General features: G+C 68.2%; 24 protein-coding genes. 15 read left to right on the top strand and 9 right to left on the bottom strand.

The features are described from left to right. Positions 1-22: 22 nt before the first annotated feature. The 11 genes from ACSQ9I_RS09340 to ACSQ9I_RS09290 are packed head-to-tail and all read left to right on the top strand — an operon-like array spanning position 23 to position 5,270. Positions 23-1,078: a DUF5131 family protein gene (locus tag ACSQ9I_RS09340; protein ID WP_436312956.1), complete on the top strand. Its 1,056-nt coding sequence runs from the start codon at positions 23-25 to the stop codon at positions 1,076-1,078. After that, positions 1,075-1,338, top strand: coding sequence for a hypothetical protein (locus ACSQ9I_RS09335; protein WP_436312955.1), 264 nt, complete (start codon positions 1,075-1,077; stop codon positions 1,336-1,338). Before ACSQ9I_RS09340 ends, ACSQ9I_RS09335 begins: the two co-directional genes overlap by 4 nt. Continuing rightward, positions 1,338-1,715 carry an ASCH domain-containing protein gene (locus ACSQ9I_RS09330; RefSeq protein WP_436312954.1) on the top strand — a complete coding sequence of 126 codons (378 nt, stop codon included), beginning with the start codon at positions 1,338-1,340 and terminating at the stop codon, positions 1,713-1,715. The genes ACSQ9I_RS09335 and ACSQ9I_RS09330 overlap by 1 nt, the downstream gene beginning before the upstream one ends. Then, on the top strand, positions 1,712-2,026 hold the full coding sequence (locus ACSQ9I_RS09325; protein ID WP_436312953.1) for a hypothetical protein: 315 nt from the start codon (positions 1,712-1,714) through the stop codon (positions 2,024-2,026). Before ACSQ9I_RS09330 ends, ACSQ9I_RS09325 begins: the two co-directional genes overlap by 4 nt. Beyond that, positions 2,023-2,559, top strand: coding sequence for a DUF1643 domain-containing protein (locus tag ACSQ9I_RS09320; RefSeq protein WP_436312952.1), 537 nt, complete (start codon positions 2,023-2,025; stop codon positions 2,557-2,559). The genes ACSQ9I_RS09325 and ACSQ9I_RS09320 overlap by 4 nt, the downstream gene beginning before the upstream one ends. Beyond that, a complete protein-coding gene (locus tag ACSQ9I_RS09315) occupies positions 2,556-2,780 on the top strand; it encodes a hypothetical protein (RefSeq protein ID WP_436312951.1) in 225 nt (74 codons plus the stop codon). The genes ACSQ9I_RS09320 and ACSQ9I_RS09315 overlap by 4 nt, the downstream gene beginning before the upstream one ends. A 2-nt stretch (positions 2,781-2,782) precedes the next feature. Beyond that, positions 2,783-3,352 carry a J domain-containing protein gene (locus tag ACSQ9I_RS09310; RefSeq protein WP_436312950.1) on the top strand — a complete coding sequence of 190 codons (570 nt, stop codon included), beginning with the start codon at positions 2,783-2,785 and terminating at the stop codon, positions 3,350-3,352. Further along, entirely contained in the window at positions 3,349-4,053 is a 705-nt protein-coding gene (locus tag ACSQ9I_RS09305; RefSeq protein WP_436312949.1) for a hypothetical protein, read from the top strand. Before ACSQ9I_RS09310 ends, ACSQ9I_RS09305 begins: the two co-directional genes overlap by 4 nt. Beyond that, positions 4,046-4,453, top strand: a complete 408-nt coding sequence (locus ACSQ9I_RS09300; RefSeq protein WP_436312948.1) for a hypothetical protein — start codon at positions 4,046-4,048, stop codon at positions 4,451-4,453. The genes ACSQ9I_RS09305 and ACSQ9I_RS09300 overlap by 8 nt, the downstream gene beginning before the upstream one ends. Continuing rightward, entirely contained in the window at positions 4,450-4,998 is a 549-nt protein-coding gene (locus ACSQ9I_RS09295; protein WP_436312947.1) for a hypothetical protein, read from the top strand. The genes ACSQ9I_RS09300 and ACSQ9I_RS09295 overlap by 4 nt, the downstream gene beginning before the upstream one ends. Further along, complete coding sequence (locus ACSQ9I_RS09290) at positions 4,995-5,270, top strand: helix-turn-helix domain-containing protein (RefSeq protein WP_436312946.1); 276 nt, start codon at positions 4,995-4,997, stop codon at positions 5,268-5,270. Before ACSQ9I_RS09295 ends, ACSQ9I_RS09290 begins: the two co-directional genes overlap by 4 nt. On the opposite strand, the gene ACSQ9I_RS09285 is transcribed toward ACSQ9I_RS09290, so the two are convergent. The 5 genes from ACSQ9I_RS09285 to ACSQ9I_RS09265 form a co-directional block, all read right to left on the bottom strand. Next, a complete protein-coding gene (locus tag ACSQ9I_RS09285) occupies positions 5,218-6,435 on the bottom strand; it encodes a tyrosine-type recombinase/integrase (protein ID WP_436312945.1) in 1,218 nt (405 codons plus the stop codon). The two genes, ACSQ9I_RS09290 and ACSQ9I_RS09285, sit on opposite strands and share 53 nt — an antisense overlap. A gap of 232 nt (positions 6,436-6,667) precedes the next feature. Then, on the bottom strand, positions 6,668-7,393 hold the full coding sequence (locus ACSQ9I_RS09280; RefSeq protein ID WP_436312944.1) for a haloacid dehalogenase type II: 726 nt from the start codon (positions 7,391-7,393) through the stop codon (positions 6,668-6,670). Continuing rightward, positions 7,390-8,031, bottom strand: a complete 642-nt coding sequence (gene eda, locus ACSQ9I_RS09275) for a bifunctional 4-hydroxy-2-oxoglutarate aldolase/2-dehydro-3-deoxy-phosphogluconate aldolase (protein WP_093102191.1) — start codon at positions 8,029-8,031, stop codon at positions 7,390-7,392. Before eda ends, ACSQ9I_RS09280 begins: the two co-directional genes overlap by 4 nt. Then, entirely contained in the window at positions 8,022-9,860 is a 1,839-nt protein-coding gene (gene edd, locus ACSQ9I_RS09270; RefSeq protein ID WP_436312943.1) for a phosphogluconate dehydratase, read from the bottom strand. Before edd ends, eda begins: the two co-directional genes overlap by 10 nt. 87 nt (positions 9,861-9,947) lie before the next feature. Then, entirely contained in the window at positions 9,948-10,829 is an 882-nt protein-coding gene (locus tag ACSQ9I_RS09265; protein ID WP_436290724.1) for a LysR substrate-binding domain-containing protein, read from the bottom strand. 116 nt (positions 10,830-10,945) lie between these two features. On the opposite strand from ACSQ9I_RS09265, the gene ACSQ9I_RS09260 reads away from it, so the two are divergent. Beyond that, the gene (locus tag ACSQ9I_RS09260; RefSeq protein ID WP_093102187.1) at positions 10,946-11,332 is read left to right on the top strand and encodes a cupin domain-containing protein; all 387 of its coding nucleotides are present in this window, start codon (positions 10,946-10,948) and stop codon (positions 11,330-11,332) included. Between the two features lie 10 nt (positions 11,333-11,342). Here the strand turns inward: ACSQ9I_RS09260 and ACSQ9I_RS09255 are convergent, their stop codons facing one another. Further along, positions 11,343-11,852, bottom strand: coding sequence for an OmpA family protein (locus ACSQ9I_RS09255; protein ID WP_436290827.1), 510 nt, complete (start codon positions 11,850-11,852; stop codon positions 11,343-11,345). Positions 11,853-11,960: 108 nt separating this feature from the next. Between ACSQ9I_RS09255 and ACSQ9I_RS09250 the strand changes: the two genes are divergently transcribed. Together ACSQ9I_RS09250 and ACSQ9I_RS09245 are read left to right on the top strand one after the other, a co-directional pair. Further along, positions 11,961-12,635, top strand: coding sequence for a gamma-glutamylcyclotransferase (locus tag ACSQ9I_RS09250; RefSeq protein WP_170855461.1), 675 nt, complete (start codon positions 11,961-11,963; stop codon positions 12,633-12,635). Positions 12,636-12,637: 2 nt separating this feature from the next. After that, on the top strand, positions 12,638-13,177 hold the full coding sequence (locus tag ACSQ9I_RS09245) for a superoxide dismutase family protein (RefSeq protein ID WP_436312942.1): 540 nt from the start codon (positions 12,638-12,640) through the stop codon (positions 13,175-13,177). Here the strand turns inward: ACSQ9I_RS09245 and ACSQ9I_RS09240 are convergent. After that, the gene (locus tag ACSQ9I_RS09240; protein ID WP_436303414.1) at positions 13,164-13,727 is read right to left on the bottom strand and encodes a nucleotidyltransferase family protein; all 564 of its coding nucleotides are present in this window, start codon (positions 13,725-13,727) and stop codon (positions 13,164-13,166) included. The genes ACSQ9I_RS09245 and ACSQ9I_RS09240 overlap by 14 nt on opposite strands. Positions 13,728-13,767: 40 nt before the next feature. Between ACSQ9I_RS09240 and pdxH the strand changes: the two genes are divergently transcribed. After that, a complete protein-coding gene (gene pdxH / locus ACSQ9I_RS09235) occupies positions 13,768-14,415 on the top strand; it encodes a pyridoxamine 5'-phosphate oxidase (RefSeq protein ID WP_436312941.1) in 648 nt (215 codons plus the stop codon). A gap of 12 nt (positions 14,416-14,427) precedes the next feature. Here pdxH and ACSQ9I_RS09230 read toward each other — a convergent pair whose 3' ends face one another. Together ACSQ9I_RS09230 and ACSQ9I_RS09225 are read right to left on the bottom strand one after the other, a co-directional pair. Beyond that, positions 14,428-15,375, bottom strand: coding sequence for an AEC family transporter (locus ACSQ9I_RS09230; RefSeq protein WP_436312940.1), 948 nt, complete (start codon positions 15,373-15,375; stop codon positions 14,428-14,430). A 22-nt stretch (positions 15,376-15,397) separates the two neighbouring features. Then, on the bottom strand, positions 15,398-17,500 hold the full coding sequence (locus ACSQ9I_RS09225; protein WP_436308781.1) for a TonB-dependent receptor: 2,103 nt from the start codon (positions 17,498-17,500) through the stop codon (positions 15,398-15,400). Positions 17,501-17,562: the final 62 nt, after the last annotated feature.

The raw sequence follows: 17,562 nt of genomic DNA, 5'->3' as shown, positions 1-17,562 counted from the left end.
TCCTCGCGTTGAAAGCCACAGTATGAGCGAGAACAGCAAGATCGAATGGTGCGACCACACCTGGACGCCCGTCGTCGGCTGCGACGCGGTGAGCCCGGCATGCGCGAACTGCTACGCCGCGCTGATGGCCGCGCGCCTGGAGGCGATGGGGATGGAGAAGTACCGCGGGGTCGCCGTGCGCGCCGGCGGCAAGGGCAAGTGGACCGGCAAGGTCAACTTCAGCGAGGCCGACCTGGTCAAGCCGCTGACGGTGCGCCGGCCCGGCCGCTGGTTCCTCACCAGCATGGGCGACGTCGCGCATGACGCGCTGACGCCGGAGCAGATTGCGGAGATGTTCGGCGTGATGGCCGTGGCCGGCGCAGTGGGCCCCTTCCATCGCGAGCAGGACGGCTACACGGTCGAGGGCGGCTGGACAGCCAGTGACGGCAAGTGGATTCCCGCGAAGTGGCCGAACTCGCTCAGCGGGCCGCACACGTTCATGGTCCTGACGAAGCGCACCGAGCGCTTGGCCGACCTCCTGGAGCGCCAGAGCTTCCGCCGGCTGGTCGCCAGCGCCGCCTACACCTGGGCGCACAACCGCGTGAACGCTGGCAGCCTGTCCGCCGGCATCTACCCCATGGCCGACCAGTGCAAAGACGGCACCGAGTACTGGCCACTGCCCAATGTCTTCATCGGCTGCACGGCCGAAGACCAGGAGCAGGCCGACTTGCGGCGCCCGCACATGCAGCGCATCGCGGCCGCGGGCTGGAAAACCTTCGTCAGCTACGAGCCGGCGCTGGGCCCGGTGGACTGGGCCGGCTGGGAGTTCCTGAAGCAGCTCATCAGCGGCGGCGAGAGCGGCCACAAGGCGCGGCCATCGCATCCGGACTGGCACCGCGCCGCCCGGGACTTCGCCGAGGCCCATGGCATCGCCTACCTGATGAAGCAGTGGGGCTCGTGGGCGCCATACGATCGCGGCGCCACCGACAGCAGGATCTTGGCGACGCCGGGATCGCTGGACGAGCCGATGCAGAAGTTCGGGAAGAAGCTCGCCGGGCGGCTGCTCGACGGCCGCACGTGGGACGGGGTGCCGTCATGAACTGCGCTCACCTGAACTTCGACGCCAGCTGCGGCGTCGCGCGCCTGGAAGACACCGGCCGCTTCATGCTGGAGGTGCGCATCAAGTGCATCGATTGCGGCAAGCCATTCCAGTTCCTCGGCCTGAAGCCGGGCCTCAACTTCGACGGCGCCACGGTCAGCCTCGACGGGCTGGAAGCGAATCTTGCGATCTTCCCGGACGGCCAGCGGCCGAACCCGATGCAGACGCTCATGGGCTACACGGTGGAAGGGACGAACTGATGAAAGCCCTGTCCATCCGCCAGCCCTGGGCCTGGCTCATCGTCCACGGCCACAAAGACATCGAGAACCGCACGTGGCGAACGCGCCAGCGCGGGACGATCCTCGTGCACGCGAGCCAGGCCATGACGCGCCGCGAGTATCAGGACGTCGTCATGTTCCTGGTCACGAGCCTTCCTGCGGCGACACGGCCCCACCTGCCGGCCTTCGAGGCCATTGAGTGCGGCGGCATCGTCGGACAGGTCGACATCGTCGACTGCGTCACCGACAGCAACTCGCCCTGGTACATGGGCGCGACCGGCTTCGTGCTCGCCAATGCTGAGCCGCTTCCCTACCGGCCGTTCAAGGGCGCGCTGGGCTTTTTCGAGGTCGCCCCGTGAGCACCAATCTCCTCGACGCGCTCATCAGCGACGCGCTCGCGATCGCGGGCAACGACGACAGCCGCATGCACAACGGTAGGCTGTGGAAGTTCGCGGGCGGCCGCCGCTGCCCCCTCGACTGGGATGACTGTTCGCAGGCGGTCTTCCGCTGTGCCAAGAGCGACGACTGGGACTACGGCGAGCCAGGCGGCCCGGGCCACGCCGAATGCGTCGCCACCTGCCCGCACGGCATGCATCCGCCCGAGGTCGACGAAGAGCCAGAGGAGGCAGCGCCGATCCACCACGTAGCTACCAATGAGGCCGAGCTGTGAAGCGCACCGCCCAGCTCTCCCCCTGCGGCACCTACCGCACGCGCCTCGGCCGCGTCTGGGATGACCGGCCTGTCCTGCTCGCGTGCATGTTCAATCCCAGCGAGGCGAACGGCGAGCGCGATGACCAGACCTGCACCCTGCTCTGCCACATCGCCAGCCACAACGGCTTTGGCGGCCTGACGATCGTCAATGGCATCCCGCTGATCGCGTCCACGCCGGCAGCAGCCATCGCGATGACGAACTGGGACAAGACGCAGGACTGGTATGCGCGCGACCGCCTGCAGCAGAACATCGGGATCATCGTCGAGGAGGTGGAGCGCGCCGGCGCGGTGCTGCTGGCCTGGGGCGCCCTGGCCGACCGGTGCCCCGACTGGTTCGACAACGTGCGGGAGGAGATCGAGTGCGCGCTGCCCGACGGCGTGCCGCTCTACTGCCTCGGTAAGACCGCTGGCGGGCACCCCAAGCACCCGATGGCGCGTGGCAAGCACAAGGTGCCCAAGGACGCGAAGCTGCAGCTCTGGAGTGCTTCATGACGACGAAGCACTTCTCCGCCCTTGCCAGCGCCACCGCGCGCGCGATTGCCGCGGTGCGTACTGAGCACTGCCCTGCCCCTGACTTCCGGCCCGCGGCGGCCGTGCGCGGCTCGATGCCCTGCATGAAATGCCGCGGCCGGCTCTCCTTCACCGCATCCGCGATCGACGGCCGAACTTCCGGTCGCTGCTCGAGCTCGGGGTGCATCCGCTGGAACGAATGACCATGAACGCCACCGCCTTCCCCCTGACTTGGCCCACCACCATCCCACGCTCCAAGGAGCGAGAGAAGGGCAAGTTCCAGACGACGCTCGCCGGCGCCCTGAAGAACGTCGACACCAGCATGCAGCGCTTCGCGAACGACTCGGGCAAGGACCTGACGAACATCGTGATCAGCAGCAACGTCACTCTGGGCGTCCAGCGGCCGGATGACCCTGGCGTCGCCGTCTGGTTCACCTGGGACGGCTTGGGGCTATGCATCCCGGTCGACCGCTACAGCAGCGTCGAGGGGAACCTACAGGCGATCCACCACATCATCGAAGCTCGCCGCGTGGAACTGCGCCACGGCACGCTGGCGCTGGTGCGCGCCACCTTCCAGGGCTTCAAGGCGCTGCCCAAGCCAGCCGGCACTGAGTGGAGGCAGGTGCTCGGCGTCAAGGCCACGGCAACCGTCGCCGAGGTCGATGCGGCTTACAAGCGCCTCGCTTCTGAGCACCACCCGGACAAAGGTGGCAGCACCCAGAAGATGACCGAGATCAACCAAGCACGCGCCGCCGCGCTGAAGGACCGCTCATGAGCACGACCCACAACAGTGCAGCGGAGCGCGCTCTAACCGAGTTGGTAGCGGTGAAGGACATCAAGGACGAGTTCTCACGCTTAAAGCAACGCCGCGCCGTAGTCTTCGGACGCGATCCTGAGGCCGTCGCAGAATGCGAGCGCCTTGAGGCCGATTACAAGCGCCGCCAGCCCATCGCATGGGAGGCCGCACGCGCCGCCCTCCAATCCCCCGCTGAGCAGCCTGTGGCAGTGCAGGAGGCGGCAACGTTCGCAGGCTATCTGGCCGGCATCGTAGAGACGTGGGTCGATTTGTGCCTGAAGGATGGCAAGGACTGGCGCCCCGCCTTGGCAAGCGTCATCGAGCGCCGCCTTTGGCTTGCCCCTGCCCCGGCAGCACCGACCGACCTTCTCAAAGAGATTCGCGCGATCGTTCAAGACCAAGAGCAGCCGCTCGGCAACCGCCTTCAGATGATCGATGCCCGCGTGGCGTTGTTCATGGACGCCGAGCAGGCAGCACCGAAGGCCGAAGCGGCCGATGCTAGAGATGCAGCGCGGTATCGGTGGCTGCGGAGTCAGTACTGGAATTCTTCAAGCCTGTTCGTGGTCGCTGGCTCGAAATCGCAGGTCCGTCTGGGGACTGACTGCCCAAACCACGATCGGCTGGACGCCGCCATCGACGCCGCTCGCGATGCGCTGGGGAAGGAGGTGGGCAATGTCTGAAGCGCACCCCCTTCAATCTCTGTGGGGTCAGATCGAAGACGATCTCGGGTTCAACGATCACAACATGCGTCGGGACCGTCCTTACACAGGACAGCCGCACACCTGCACGGGTGAACGCGGGGCAACCGAGATCACGGGCATCACATTTCGGGACTTGCGCGACGCGTTCATCCGCGCCGCCTTCCTGTCGGCCTTCGACCAAGCGCCGGCTCAGTACGACGAGGCCAACAAGGGCCCAGCCGCCGTGCTGTGCGAGAACGATCTCTTTGCACTCGACCTGGACAAGCTGGACCCGATGGCATGGTGCCAGAACCTGAGCTGCGAGATCGAGCGACTCATGGGCATCTTTCCCAACGTCAGCCCGCTTATCTGCCAATCCGATCCGGAGCCCACCCCATGACCGACAAGTTGCGTAAATGCGGCCACCCGCTCGGCCGCGAAAGCTGGTGTCCTGAGTGCGAGCTGGCTTTGGCTCGTGCGAACGGCGAATTCAAGACGCGATACACCCTCGCCGTCCAGACGACCTCCTCGATCGCGACCTTCCAGGCGCGTGTCCAGCCCTGGCTGATGGAATGCTTCGGCGCGATGATCGCCGGTGACCGTGAAGAGCGGAACCACCGGTTCCTCGAAGAGGGTCTGGAGCTCGTGCAGGCCTGCGGCTGCACGCGCGGCGAAGCGCACCAGCTGGTCGACTACGTATTCGACCGGCCGGCCGGCGAGCGCGGCCAGGAGGTCGGCGGCGTCATGGTGACGCTCGCGGCGCTGTGCCTCGCGCAGGCCCTGGACATGCACGCCGAGGGCGAGCGCGAGCTGGCGCGCATCAACGTGCCCGAAATCATCTTGAGGATCCGCGCCAAGCAAGCGGCGAAGCCCAAGTACTCACCGCTACCGGCGGCGCTGCCCGAGCTCGGCTCGCTGGAGACTGGCGAAGGGGATGCTCGATGACAGCAGAGACCATCGACTCAGCAGAATGCGCCGAGCTGCTTCGCTGCACCTCTGACCAGGTCGAAGAGCTGGCCAGGGCCGGCGAGATCCCGGCGCTGAAGTTCGGCCGCGGCTGGCTGTTTGTGCGCGCCGACCTGTTGGCCTACCTCGCGGAGAAGGCGCGTGCCGAAGCGCAGGAGAGGCGCGCCAAGCGCCATCCCAATGCCCCGACGCCGATCGCTAGGCCCCGCCGCCGGCCCGCGCCGACGTTGCCGACTCTGGCCCGGCAGTAGCCCACATCCGCTGCGCCAGGTCGCTGCCGCGAAAGCTGGCGTAGCGCTGCGCCATCGTCGAGTTCGCCGACCAGCCCATGATGCGGTTGACCTCTTCGAGCCGGAACATCCAGTTCCCCGTGGCATCCCGCAGCTCAAGCCATCGGCACGTCGCCTCGTGGCGCAGGTCGTGCTCGCGGAGGTCCATGCAGTCGGCGTACTGGAAAGCGATCCGAAACCGGTCCGAGAGGCGCTGCGTCACCTTCTTCAGCGTCATGTCGGGCTCTTCTTCCATGAACGGGAAGAGGTAGGCCGCCGGCAGCATCGCGCGCGTTGAGAGGTAGCTGCTCAAGGCGCGGTGAACTTCGGGCCGCATCGGCACGTCGCGGAAGACCACCTTGCCGCGCCATTGCTTGCTGCTCTGGACGCGCATCACCTTTGCCTCCAGGTCGATCTGGCCGCGCTGCAGCCTGTAGGCCTCGCGCAGGCGCAGGCCGGACCCGACGATGAGCTGGAACATGCACAGAAGCGCATTGCCTCCGATCAGCATCAGGCCGCGCTCACGGTCGTCGCGCTGCTTGCCGGACAGCGCCGCGATGATCCGTTCCTCTTCCCCTGGGTGCAGTCGACGATCGCGCTCAACGTCTTCCTTCACTTCCTTGCCGCTCGCCTCGACAAGTTTCTGATCCAGCGCGGTGTAGGTGCTGTAGCCCTTGGGCAGTAGCCGCACGGGGTTCGCGATCGTCATGGTGGGATTTGTGCGGGCGAACTCGTCGATCGCGCGGCCGAGCGCTTGGACGCGGTGGCGGATGGAATTCGGAGCGAGGTTGTTCTGCACCTTGAGCCGCTGCACGTAGCTCGACAGCCAGGCGTAGTTCGCGTCGGCCAGCTTCACGGCACCGACCTCGGAGATGAGCGAGCCGAGCACGGAGAACTGAGACGGTGCGGCGAGACCACTGTTCGCCCAAAGGCGGATCACATGGCCCAGCGAGTGCGCGGGCCCAACTGGCTTGAGCAGTTCCGCCGGCGGCGGCAGCCCGGCCAGCTTCATCGTGGTCCACTGCTCGCCGAAGCCGTTGGCCTGTTCCTCGGTGTCAAAGGTGAAATACTTTCGACCGCCTGGCAACGACGGATGGCGCACGCCGATTTCCCACATGCCAGATGGCTTCTGCCGCGCCTTTGCCATGCCAATTCCTTGAACTCAATCGGACGGCAATTCTATCGGTCGATTGGCGGCGCAAACGCCAGTTCGTGGCGGCTGGAGCCAGTTTCAGAGCAATTCGAGGGGGTCTGGTGACTTAGAGAATTCCGTAAGTGCTTGATTTATATAGGCACTTCAATAGGCCGCCAATTCACCCCGACCGGTACAAGATCGAGCTGATCCAGCGTCCGGAAGGCGCCGCCGGCGGCGGGCTTCGCTAGCAACCGAGCAGATCCGCCAGCGCGCCGATGTCGCGCGCATGCAGCGTGTTGTCCGCGCGCGGCGAAACATCCTTCGGGCGGTCGGGTCCGAACTCCTTCGGCCGCTCGATGTAGCTGGTGCGCAGGCCGCAGGTGCGCGCGGCGGCCAGGTCGTCGTGGTGCGCGGCCGCGAGCATCACCTGGCTGGGCGTGACGTCGAACACCGCGGCCACGCCGAGGTAGGTGCGCGGATCGGGCTTGTAGGCCTTGAAGACCTCGGCCGACAGTACGCAGTCCCAGGGCAGCCCGGCATTCTTGGCCATCTCGGTCAAGAGGCCGATATTGCCGTTGGACAGCGTGCAGATGATGTACTTGCGCTTGAGCCGCGCCAGACCCTCGAGCGCATCGGGCCAGGCCGGCAGCCGGTGCCAGGCCTTGTTGAGTTCGCGCTTGCGCGCCGAATCCAGATCGCCCAGGCCGAAGTCGCGCAGCACGCCTTCGAGAATGCCCATGTGCAGTTCGTCGAGCAGCGTGAAGCCGCCCTCGCCGGCCGCGAGGCGTTCCATCACGCTCTTCATCGCGGGCTGGTAGCCCGCGCGCCAGGCCAGCGCGAAGGCGCCGCCGTCGACGCCCGGCACGATGCGCTCGGCCTCGGCGGCGATGCCGCTGTACCAGTCGACGACCGTGCCGAAGACGTCGAAGGCGATGACCTTCAGATCGCCGGCATCGAAGTCTTCGCTCATCGCACCAGCTGGCTGGCTTCGCGCGCCAGCGCTTCGATGCGCGCCCAGTCGCCGGCCGCGATCGCCTCGGTCGGCACGATCCACGAACCGCCCACACAGGCCACGTTGGCGAGCGAGAGGAACTCGTGCGCATTGGCCGCCGTGACGCCGCCCGTGGGACAGAACTTCACTTCGCCGAAAGGTCCCTGCCAGGCCTTGAGCATGGCGACGCCGCCGGCCTGCACGGCCGGGAAGAACTTGAGTTCGGTAAAGCCGTCCTCCTGCGCCAGCATGATTTCGCTGCCGGTCGCCACGCCGGGCAGGAGCGGCAGGCCGAGGTCGTGGCAGGCCTTGCCCACGGCGCGCGTGTAGCCCGGGCTGACGCCGAACTTCGCGCCGGCCAGCGCCGAGGCCTGGGCATCGGCCGCGCTGCGGATGGTGCCGGCGCCGGGCACGGCCTCGGGCACCTCCTTGGCGATGATCTCGATGCATTCGAGCGCCTCGCGCGTGCGCAGCGTCACTTCGAGCATGCGGATGCCGCCGGCGACCAGCGCGCGCGCGAGCGGTACCGCGTCCTTGACGTCGTGCAGCACGATCACCGGGATCACGGGGGCGTCGCGCATCACGTCGATGGCGGACAGCGTGGGGTTCACAGCCATGTGCAGGCTCCTTCTTCGGCAGTCAATGCATTGCGGCGCATGCCGGCGAACAGGTCGCGGCCCAGGCCGTGACCGTTGGCGATGCGCAGTTCGTCGGGCAGGGTCGCGCTTTCTCTCTCGGCCCATTCGTCGGCCGGCAGCAGCACGGCCAGCGTGCCGGCCACCGCATCGAGCCGGATCAGGTCGCCATCGCGCACCTTGGCCAGCGGGCCGCCGGCGGCGGCTTCGGGCGAGACGTGGATCGCGGCCGGCACCTTGCCCGAGGCGCCGCTCATGCGGCCGTCGGTCACCAGTGCCACACGGAAGCCCTTGCCCTGCAGCACCGACAGCGGCGGCGTGAGCTTGTGTAGCTCGGGCATGCCGTTGGCCTGTGGACCCTGCCAGCGCACCACGCAGACCACATCGCGTTCGAGTTCGCCGGCGGTGAAGGCGTGCTGCAGCTCGGCCTGCGAATCGAAGACACGGGCCGGCGCCTCGATCACGTGCCGATCGTCCGGCACCGAGGACACCTTGATCACACTGCGTCCGAGGTTGCCGCTCAAGAGTTTCAGGCCGCCGGTGGCGCTGAACGGCGCCGAGACCGGCCGCGCGACGGCTTCGTTCTTCGAGGGTGCGGCGGCGTGCCACTTCAGCACGTGCTCGTCCGACGGCGCGCCGGCCAGCGTCGGGATGCTGGCGTATTCGCGCAGGCCGCCGGCGCGCACGGTCAGCACGTCGGCATGCATCAGGCCGGCGTCGAGCAGTTCACCGATCACGAAGCCCGGGCCGCCCGCGGCCTGGAATTCGTTGACGTCGGCGCTGCCGTTGGGATAGACCCGCGTGAGCAGCGGCACCACCTCCGAGAGCTCGGAGAAATCGTTCCAGTCGATCAGGATGCCGGCAGCGCGCGCCACCGCGACCCAGTGGATCAGGTGGTTGGTCGAGCCGCCGGTGGCGAGCAGCGCTGCCATGGCGTTGACAATGCTTCGCTCGTCGACCATCTCGCCGATCGGCGGCGTGGCATAAGGCTTTTTGGCGGCCACCCCCAGCACCGTGCGCACCGCCTCGCGCGTGAGCGCCTCGCGCATCGCATCGCCGGGCTGGATGAAAGCGGTGCCCGGCACGTGCAGGCCCATCGCCTCCAGCAGCATCTGGTTGCTGTTGGCGGTGCCGTAGAAGGTGCAGGTGCCCGGCGCGTGGTAGGCGGCCATCTCGGCATCGAGCAGGCCCTGGCGGCCGACCAGCCCCTGGGCCGCCTGCTCGCGCACCTTGGACTTGGCGCTGTTCGACAGGCCCGAGGGCATCGGCCCGGCGGGCACGAAGACGGTGGGCAGGTGGCCGAAGTGCAGCGCGCCGATCAGGAGGCCCGGCACGATCTTGTCGCACACGCCCAGGAGCAGCGCGGCGTCGAACATGTCGTGCGTGAGCGCCACGGCGGTACCCATCGCGATCACGTCGCGGCTGAACAGGCTCAGCTCCATGCCGGGCGTGCCCTGCGTGACGCCGTCGCACATCGCCGGCACGCCGCCTGCCACCTGCGCGGTGGCGCCGAGGCGGCGCGCCTCGTGCTTGACGATGTCGGGATAGCCCTGGTACGGCGCGTGGGCCGAGAGCATGTCGTTGTAGGCGCTGACGACGCCGATGTTGGGTGCGCGCTCGGTCACCACCTTGAACTTGTCGCTGGCCGGAATGCCGGCCACGGCGTGCGCCACGTTGGCGCAACCCATGCGGTCGGAGCCGCGGTCGCGGTTGCGGGTCTCGGTCAGCCGCTGGAGATAGGCGCTTCGAAGGTCCCGGCTGCGCGCACGAATGCGCTCGGTGACATCGCGTACGGTGGGATGTGTAGTCATGAGTGCTTCACTGTGCAGTTGGGGCTGCGCGCGGCCCCTGCCACGCGCAGGTTGCGTGGCCCCGCATCCTACCAAGCCCGCAAGACCCTAGGGTGCCGTCAAGGCATCGAGCACGACCCGCACCCGCGGCGGCAACAGGCGCTGGGAGGGGTATACGGCGCTGATCGGCATGGCCGGCGGCCGCAGCGAAGGCAGGATCTCGACCAGGCGCCCATCGCCGAGCTCGTCTTCGACCATGTAGTCGGGCAGTTGCGCCAGGCCCTGGCCGAGCATCGCGGCCTGCACCATGGCTTCGCCGTCATTCAGGCGCAGCTGGCTCTGCGGATGCAGGGTGACGGCGTGGCCGCGCTGGAGGAACTGCCAGGGGCGGTCGCGACCGCTCGTCGGCATGCGGAAGACGATCGCGCGATGCTGTGCCAGCGCCCGCAGCGAGGCCGGATGGCCATGCTGCGCCAGGTAGGCAGGGCTGGCCACCAGCAGCAAGGTCTGGCTCGCAAAGCGGCGTGCCACCAGCGACGATTCCTGCAGTGCGCCGACCCGGATGGCGAGGTCGATGCCGTCCTTGACCAGATCGACGTAGCCGTCCTGCAGGCGCACGTCCATTTCAAGTCGCGGATGCTGTTGCTGGAGCCGCGCGAGCAGCGGCAGGATCACGCGCCGGCCGAAGACGATCGGCATGTCGATGCGCAGCAGGCCCGTGGCCGTGGCCCGCGTGCCGGCAGCGTCGGCATGCAGGTCCTCGATCTCGGCGAGGACGCGCTGGCAGCGGTGGTACAGGCGCTCGCCGTCCGGCGTCAGGGTGACCTGCCGCGTGGTCCGATGGAACAGCTTGACGCCAAGCGAATCCTCCAGCCTCAGCACCGCCTTGGCCAGCGTGGAAGGCGCGGTGCCCGCTTCGCGCGCGGCGGCGGCGAAGCTGCCGTGCTTGACGGTCTCGGTGAAGGCGAGGAACTGCTGCAGGCCTTGCATGGCGCCTCCGATTGAGGAACGAATGTCCTCAATGTTAGGTCATTGCGCTGTCTTCACTCGCGCCTCTGGGTCCAGGACACTGCCTTCACCTTCACTCGATTGCACGGAGCCGCCTCATGACCGCCATTGCCCGCAACGTTATCTCCCACGCCACGCTGCCCCTGGCAGAGCTGCCCGGAATCACCCACCGCACCCTGGCGGGCCACGAGCATGGATTGACCCAGTTGTCGATCTGGAAGCAGACGCTGGCGCCCGGCGCTTCCACGCCGCCGCACAGCCATGACACCGAGGAAGTCGTGTTGTGCCACGCGGGCCGCGGCGAGGTCCACCTCGACGGACAGGTGCACCGCTTCGGCCCCGCGAGCAGCGTGCTGCTGCCGCGCGACGTGCCGCATCAGATCTTCAATGTGGGCGACGAGCCGATGGAGATCACCGGCGTGTTTCCGGCTGCCCCGGTCGGGGTGTTCGACCTCGAAGCGAAGCCGATGCAGCTGCCGTGGTGAGCGCAGCGCGCTAGTCGACCAGCCGGACCTCGACGCGGCGCGCCTCGGCGTCGTTCCCCGAACCGGTGGTCACGGCGGGCTTCTTCAGTTCAATCTTGTCGGCCGGCACGCCCAGCCCGGTCAGCACGTTGCGCACCATCTCGGCACGCCTCTGCGCGAGCTGTTCGTTGAGGCCCCCATCGCCGGTGGTGTCATGGAAGCCCGAGACCACTGCCTTGCGCCCACCTTCCACGCCTTTGATCACCGTGGCCAGGGCCCCTGCCGCGCCGGGAGCCAGATCGGCGCTGCCGGTGGCGAAATAGAAGTTCACGACCCCGCCCTGCACGCGGATGCTCGCGCCGTCGGGGATCACGACTGCCACGGTTTCGGTCAGGATCTCCACCATGGACGCCGCGGGCTTCGCGCCCGCCTTGTGGCTCTGCGTGTAGAGCACGATCCCGATCACGAAGAAGATCACCAGTGCGATCAGCCCGAGCAGAAAGGCCAGAATGAAGTTCTGTTGGCTGTCGTCGTCGGCTATGCCTGCCATGGGTCGATCTCCGTAGGAAAGCGGTCGGTAAATAATGGTGCGGTGAACCATGACCGTGAAATTGTAGGTGGCGACCCCGGCCCGCCCGGTTTGGACCCTATGCTCAAACCGCTGCGCGACCCGAAGCCCATGCTCGACCGCGTGATCGCCGAATGGGGCGGCCACCAGGATCTCTGGGTGTTCGGCTACGGCTCGCTGATCTGGCGCCCCGAGTTCGGCTTCATCGAGCGGCACCCCGCGCGGGTGCACGGCTGGCATCGGGCGCTGAAGATGTGGAGCCGCATCAATCGCGGCACGGTCGAGAATCCGGGCCTGGTGTTCGGCCTGCTCTCGGGCGGCAGCTGCCGCGGCATGGTGTTCCGCGTGGCCGCGGCCGACGGCCTCGAAACCCTGGGCCGGCTCTGGCTGCGCGAGATGCCGACCGGCGTCTACGACCCCCGATGGCTCGATTGCGAGACCCCGCACGGATCGGTGCGCGCCCTGGCCTTCACCTTGTCGCGGCGCAGTCCCAACTTCACCGGCAACCTGGACGACGAGCGCTACCGCCACATCTTCGCCAGCGCGGTCGGCCGCTATGGCAGTTCGCTCGACTATGCGCATCAGACCCTGCTCGAACTGCAGCGCCATGCGATCCACGATGCAGCGCTGGCACGCCTGATCAGGTTGGCCGAGGCCAAGCTGTCGGCGCAAGCCGATTGCGGCGAAGCGCCCGCTCCGGTATACCCTGCGGCCTCTTCTCTCGATTCTTCTTCCCGTTCTTCATCCAAGGAGTAGCCATGTCCTCTCGTCTGATCGTCCCCGCCCTTGCCGTCGTTGCGGCCAGCCTGCTTGCCGGCTGCGGCACCATGATGGGGTCCAAGGCGAGCGCCAGCGCCGCGCTGGCGCCGACCGCGGCGATCACGCCGAATCCGACCACGGGCAACGTGAGCTTCACGGCGCTCGACCATGGCGTGCGCGTGGCCGGCGAAGTGCGCGGCTTCGTGCCGGGCACGGAACATGGCTTCCACATCCACGAGAAGGGCGACTGCGGCGACAACGGCAATGCCTCGGGCGGCCACTTCAATCCGGCCGGCGGCACGCACGGCAAGTTCGGCGCGCCCGGCAGCCATGCGGGCGAGCTGCCGAGTCTGGTGGCCGATGCGAGCGGCGTGGCGCGCTTCAGCGTCGACGTGCACTCGATCTCGCTCACCGACGGCGCGGCCAACAACGTGGTCGGCCGCGCCCTCATCGTTCACCGCGACCGCGACGACTTCACCTCGCAGCCGGCCGGCAACTCCGGCCCGCGCATCGCCTGCGCGCTGATCACGAGGCGCTGAGCCGCGCCGCCAGCAGCGCCTCGGCGCGCGCGAGTTCGGCGGGCGTGTCGATGTCGGTCAGGATGCCGATGTCGTCCACTTCGATCTCCGCCACCGCATGGGCCTCCCGCAGCGCGCGCAGCACCGGCGCCGCGCCCAGATTGCCTGACAGCGCCGCGAGCTGCGGCCCGCAGACCGCGGCAAAGCCGACCGGATGGCCGCGCTCGCCGCGATGCCGCGGCTGAGCCGCCTGCACGGCGCCGGCCAGCGCCCGCGCCACCGCCTGCAGGGTTGAAGGCTGCACCAGCGGCAGGTCGCCGGGCAGGATCAGCCAGCCCGCGGCATCGGCCGTGGCCCGCACCGCAGCCGCGATCGAGTCGCCCATGCCGGGATGGCCCGCGTCCTCCAGATGCCATGGCAGGCCGCTGGCGTGCACGGCGGCGAGCGTGTGCTCGAGCACCGTCTTGCCCGCGAGCGGCGCCTCAAGCTTGGCGCCGTTGCCGCCGGCGGCGCGAAAGCGCTCACCGCGGCCCGAGGCGAGCACGATGACGGTGGGCGGTCGAGGATTCATGCGCCCAGTATCCCCTCTTCGCATGCGCAACAATGCGGCCATGAATTCCCCCAAAGAAGCGCTGGCCGCGCTGCGCAAGAGCTACGAGCGCGCCGAACTCGACGAAGCCCGCAGTGCGCAGGATCCCCTGCTCCAGTTCGAGCGCTGGCTCGCCGAGGCGATCGATGCGCAGCTGCCCGAGCCCAACGCGATGACGCTGGCCACCGTCGGCGGCGACCTGCGGCCATCGACGCGCATCGTGCTGATCAAGGGCTACGACGCGCGCGGCATCGTCTGGTACACCAACTACAAGAGCCGCAAGGGCCAGGAGCTCGCCGGCAATCCCTGGGCCGCGCTGCAGTTCCACTGGGTCGAGCTCGAGCGCGTGGTGCGCATCGAGGGCCGGGTCGAGAAGGTCGATGCGGCAGAGAGCGATGCCTACTTCGCGAGCCGCCCGCTCGACTCGCGCATCGGCGCCTGGGCCAGCCCGCAGAGCGAGGTGATCAGCGGCCGCGAGGTGCTGGTGAAGAACGCCGCCATCGAGGCCGCCCGGCACCTGCTCTCGCCGCCACGGCCGCCGCACTGGGGCGGCTACCGCCTGGTGCCCGACCGCTGGGAGTTCTGGCAAGGCCGCAAGAGCCGGCTGCACGATCGGCTGCGCTACCGGCGCGAGGACGGCGCGTGGGTGCGCGAGCGGCTGGCCCCCTGAGCCGATCCTCGCTCAGAGCCTGCCAGCCAACTGCATCACGATCGAAAGCGTGACGAGCGCCAGCGCGGTCGACACTGCCATGCTGGCGGTCACGAGATCCTCGGCCGTCTTGTAGCGCTGCGAAAACAGAAACACATTGGCGCCGATCGGCAGCGCCGCGGCCACCACCATCACCTGCAGCGGCAGCCCGCGCAGGCCCAGCAGCCAGCCGAGCCCCGCCACCAGCAGCGGGTGCGCCACGTTCTTGACCAGCGCCTGCACCAGCGCGCCGCGCCAGTGGGTGCCGATGGGCGTGAACGCGAGCGTGATGCCGACCATGACCAGCGCGATCGGTCCGAAGGCCTGCCCGAGCAGCGCGATCGGCTTGTCGATCACTTCGGGCATCACCCAACCGGTCTGCGCAAACAGCAGGCCCGCGATGATCGGCAGCGGCACCGGATGGACGATCGCGTTGTAGAACGCGCGGCCCAGTGTGTGCAGGATCGGCTGGCGCGGCGTGCCGCTCAGACTGGCGTTCTCGTGGGCCACCGCAAGTTCGAGCACCAGCGTCGCGCTGGTCAGCAGCACCAGCGAATGCAGCGAGATCAGCGTCAGCAGCACAACCATGCCCTCGGGGCCGTAGGCCAGGCCGATCAGCGCGATGCCGATCATCACGGTGTTGCTGAAGGTGTTGGCAAGCGCGAGCACGGCCGCCGTGCGGTTGAAGCCGCGCCACAGCAAGGTGGCCGCGAAGATCAGGCCGGCCGCGACAAAGTAGGCCGCGACAGGCTTGAGGCTCAGCTGCTCCAGGTGCACCGTGCTCATGGCACGGAACAGGAGCGCCGGCACGAGCAGCAGGAAGATCAGGTTCGACAGGTCCCGCACCGCGCCGCCGCCGACCCAGCCCCGCCGCCCTGCCACGAAGCCCGCAGCGATGAGCAGGACGACGGGCAGCAGCGACGAGAGGACCGATGAATTCATCGGCGGCGAGCATACAGGGGCGCTAGAACGTCGCGCGCAGGCCCACCTTCAAGGTCCGCCCCGGCAAGGGCGCATCCGGGAAGGCGGTCGTGGTCAGGATCGAGGTCGCGCTGTAGGCCAGCTTGTTCGTCAGGTTGTCGATGCGCGCATACCAGGTGAGGTTGGCGCGCTGCACCTTCATGCGGTAGGTGAGCGCCGCATTCCACAGCGTGAAGGCATCGGTCTCGCGGGCGCCGATGCTCGGCACCCTTCGCTGGGCTGCGTAGTGGTCGAAGCCCAGGCGCGCCGTCCATGGCCCGTTGCCGTAGGCCAGCGTGGTACCCACGCGCGCCGGCGAGATGCGCGGCAGCGGCTCGCCGGTATCGGTGTTCTTCGCGCGCACCAGGTCGGCACGCCATTCGAGGTCCAGCGTGGAGCCGTCGGCCGCGCGCGAGAAGCCGTCGGTGCCCAGGAGCCGCAGGTTGCCGTTGGCCTCGATGCCGGTGAAGCGGGCGCGCACGCCGCGATAGACGAACTCGTCCACCACGTCGGGGAACAGCAGGCCTTCGTCGGTTTCCACCGGGCCCGGGTTGATCTCGCCGTCCTCGCCGCGCACATTGCCCGAGGCCGCGAGCCCGATGTAGTTGCGGAAGCGCGTGACGTAGGCATTCACGCGCGCGCTGTTGGCGCCGGACTTCCATTGGGCGCCGAGGTCGAAGCCGACCGACTTTTCCTTCTGCAGGTTCGGATCGCCGACCTCCCAGGCCGCGGTCGCGACGTGCGGGCCGTTGGCGAAGAGTTCGTAGTCCTTGGGCGCGCGCTCGGTGTAGGCGAGGTTCGAGGTCAGCTGCCATTGGGGCGCCAGGTTGACCAGCGCACCGAAGGCCGCACTGTGCGGATTGAAGCTGCGCTCGCCGACGGCGAACCGCGTGACCGACGGATCTTCCGGATAGCCGAAGGAACGCACCTTCACCTGCTCGGTGCGCGCGCCGAAGCTCAGGCGGCCCCACGACGTACCGAGCTCTTCGTGCAGGAACAAGGCGCGCGAGCGCGTGCGGCTGTGCGGCGCGAAGGCCTCGTCGCCGACGGCCGAGAAGTCGTTGCTTTCGTTGGTGAAGCCGATCAAGCCCTCCACGCCGCCGATCTTCTGATGGCGCGCCTCGATGCGCAGATCGTTGCTCTTGTTGGCAAACACCGTGCCGGTCTCCGAGCCCTCGAACTCGGTGTGGCGATAGTCGGTGCGGCTCAGCTTGCCGTGGATGCTGGTGAAGAAGCCGCCCGGCCGCCATTCGCCTTCGAGCGCATAGCGGTCGGACTTCATCTTGATGGTGACGTCGTCCTCCGCCACAGTGCCGTAGTCGCTGCGGTAAGTGCTGGCCGAAGCGCCGATCCAGCCCTGGTCGAAGAACAGGCTGCCGCCGATCGCGCCGCCGTGCGCCTGGTTGGCCGAGTTGCAGATCTTGCGCGCCAGGCCGGGCCGGCGCGGGTTCTCGCAGCCGAGTTCGATCGGCACCGAGGTATCGTCCGCGTCGCGGTTGAAGGCATCCACGTGCAGCGCATAGCGGTTGTTGCCGCCCTCCAGCACCACGCCGCCGCTCTTCTCGCGGTTGCCGGTCGCGTAGCCGAGGTCGGCGCGGCCGCCGAAACCGTCGATCGGCTCGCTCGGAATGCGGTTGTCGATCACGTTGACCACGCCGCCTACCGCGCTGCCGCCGTACTGCAGCGCCGAGGGCCCGCGCAGCACCTCGATGCGTTCGGTGACGAGGGCATCGACCGGCACCGCGTGGTCGTAGCTCAGCGAGGAGGCGTCCGGTGCCGCGCCGCCGTTCTGCAGGATGCGGATGCGGTCCCCGTCCTGGCCGCGGATCGAAGGCCGGCTCGCGTTGGGCCCGAAGTAGCTGCTGCTGACGCCCGGCAGGCCGTTGAGGGTCTCGCCGAGCGTGGATTGGGAACGCAAGAGCAGCCTGTCGCCGGAGAGGGTGGTGGTCGGTGCGATCAGGTCGGTGGCGCCCAACGGGTTGCCGGTGACGGTGACCTCGGGCAGCGAAGGCGCGGGCGCGCTCGCGTCGGCTTGCGCCCAGGCAGCGCAGGACAAAAGGGAAAGAACGGCAACGCCGATGGCGTTGCGCCGGAAATGGGATGACATGTTGGAACACTCGTTGAATCGATGAAAGACCGGCCGCAGCCCGCGAAAAGGCGGGTGCAGCT

Source organism: Variovorax sp. LjRoot84 (genome assembly GCF_964254305.1).
Taxonomy (GTDB): Bacteria; Pseudomonadota; Gammaproteobacteria; order Burkholderiales; family Burkholderiaceae_C; genus Variovorax.
Note: the sequence above shows the minus strand (reverse complement) of the source record. Positions and strands in the feature narration are given on the sequence as shown.

Bases quoted from the DNA above. Each gene is read 5' to 3' on its own strand.
- pdxH (WP_436312941.1), top strand. From the start codon at position 13,768: ATGAATTCCCCCAAAGAAGCGCTGGCCGCGCTGCGCAAGAGCTACGAG.
- ACSQ9I_RS09295 (WP_436312947.1), top strand. From the start codon at position 4,450: ATGACCGACAAGTTGCGTAAATGCGGCCACCCGCTCGGCCGCGAAAGC.
- ACSQ9I_RS09310 (WP_436312950.1), top strand. From the start codon at position 2,783: ATGAACGCCACCGCCTTCCCCCTGACTTGGCCCACCACCATCCCACGC.
- ACSQ9I_RS09315 (WP_436312951.1), top strand. From the start codon at position 2,556: ATGACGACGAAGCACTTCTCCGCCCTTGCCAGCGCCACCGCGCGCGCG.
- ACSQ9I_RS09290 (WP_436312946.1), top strand. From the start codon at position 4,995: ATGACAGCAGAGACCATCGACTCAGCAGAATGCGCCGAGCTGCTTCGC.
- edd (WP_436312943.1), bottom strand. From the start codon at position 9,860: ATGACTACACATCCCACCGTACGCGATGTCACCGAGCGCATTCGTGCG.
- ACSQ9I_RS09305 (WP_436312949.1), top strand. From the start codon at position 3,349: ATGAGCACGACCCACAACAGTGCAGCGGAGCGCGCTCTAACCGAGTTG.
- ACSQ9I_RS09265 (WP_436290724.1), bottom strand. From the start codon at position 10,829: ATGCAAGGCCTGCAGCAGTTCCTCGCCTTCACCGAGACCGTCAAGCAC.
- ACSQ9I_RS09240 (WP_436303414.1), bottom strand. From the start codon at position 13,727: ATGAATCCTCGACCGCCCACCGTCATCGTGCTCGCCTCGGGCCGCGGT.
- ACSQ9I_RS09330 (WP_436312954.1), top strand. From the start codon at position 1,338: ATGAAAGCCCTGTCCATCCGCCAGCCCTGGGCCTGGCTCATCGTCCAC.
- ACSQ9I_RS09335 (WP_436312955.1), top strand. From the start codon at position 1,075: ATGAACTGCGCTCACCTGAACTTCGACGCCAGCTGCGGCGTCGCGCGC.
- eda (WP_093102191.1), bottom strand. From the start codon at position 8,031: ATGGCTGTGAACCCCACGCTGTCCGCCATCGACGTGATGCGCGACGCC.
- ACSQ9I_RS09230 (WP_436312940.1), bottom strand. From the start codon at position 15,375: ATGAATTCATCGGTCCTCTCGTCGCTGCTGCCCGTCGTCCTGCTCATC.
- ACSQ9I_RS09225 (WP_436308781.1), bottom strand. From the start codon at position 17,500: ATGTCATCCCATTTCCGGCGCAACGCCATCGGCGTTGCCGTTCTTTCC.
- ACSQ9I_RS09245 (WP_436312942.1), top strand. From the start codon at position 12,638: ATGTCCTCTCGTCTGATCGTCCCCGCCCTTGCCGTCGTTGCGGCCAGC.
- ACSQ9I_RS09260 (WP_093102187.1), top strand. From the start codon at position 10,946: ATGACCGCCATTGCCCGCAACGTTATCTCCCACGCCACGCTGCCCCTG.
- ACSQ9I_RS09300 (WP_436312948.1), top strand. From the start codon at position 4,046: ATGTCTGAAGCGCACCCCCTTCAATCTCTGTGGGGTCAGATCGAAGAC.
- ACSQ9I_RS09250 (WP_170855461.1), top strand. From the start codon at position 11,961: ATGCTCAAACCGCTGCGCGACCCGAAGCCCATGCTCGACCGCGTGATC.
- ACSQ9I_RS09280 (WP_436312944.1), bottom strand. From the start codon at position 7,393: ATGAGCGAAGACTTCGATGCCGGCGATCTGAAGGTCATCGCCTTCGAC.
- ACSQ9I_RS09340 (WP_436312956.1), top strand. From the start codon at position 23: ATGAGCGAGAACAGCAAGATCGAATGGTGCGACCACACCTGGACGCCC.
- ACSQ9I_RS09285 (WP_436312945.1), bottom strand. From the start codon at position 6,435: ATGGCAAAGGCGCGGCAGAAGCCATCTGGCATGTGGGAAATCGGCGTG.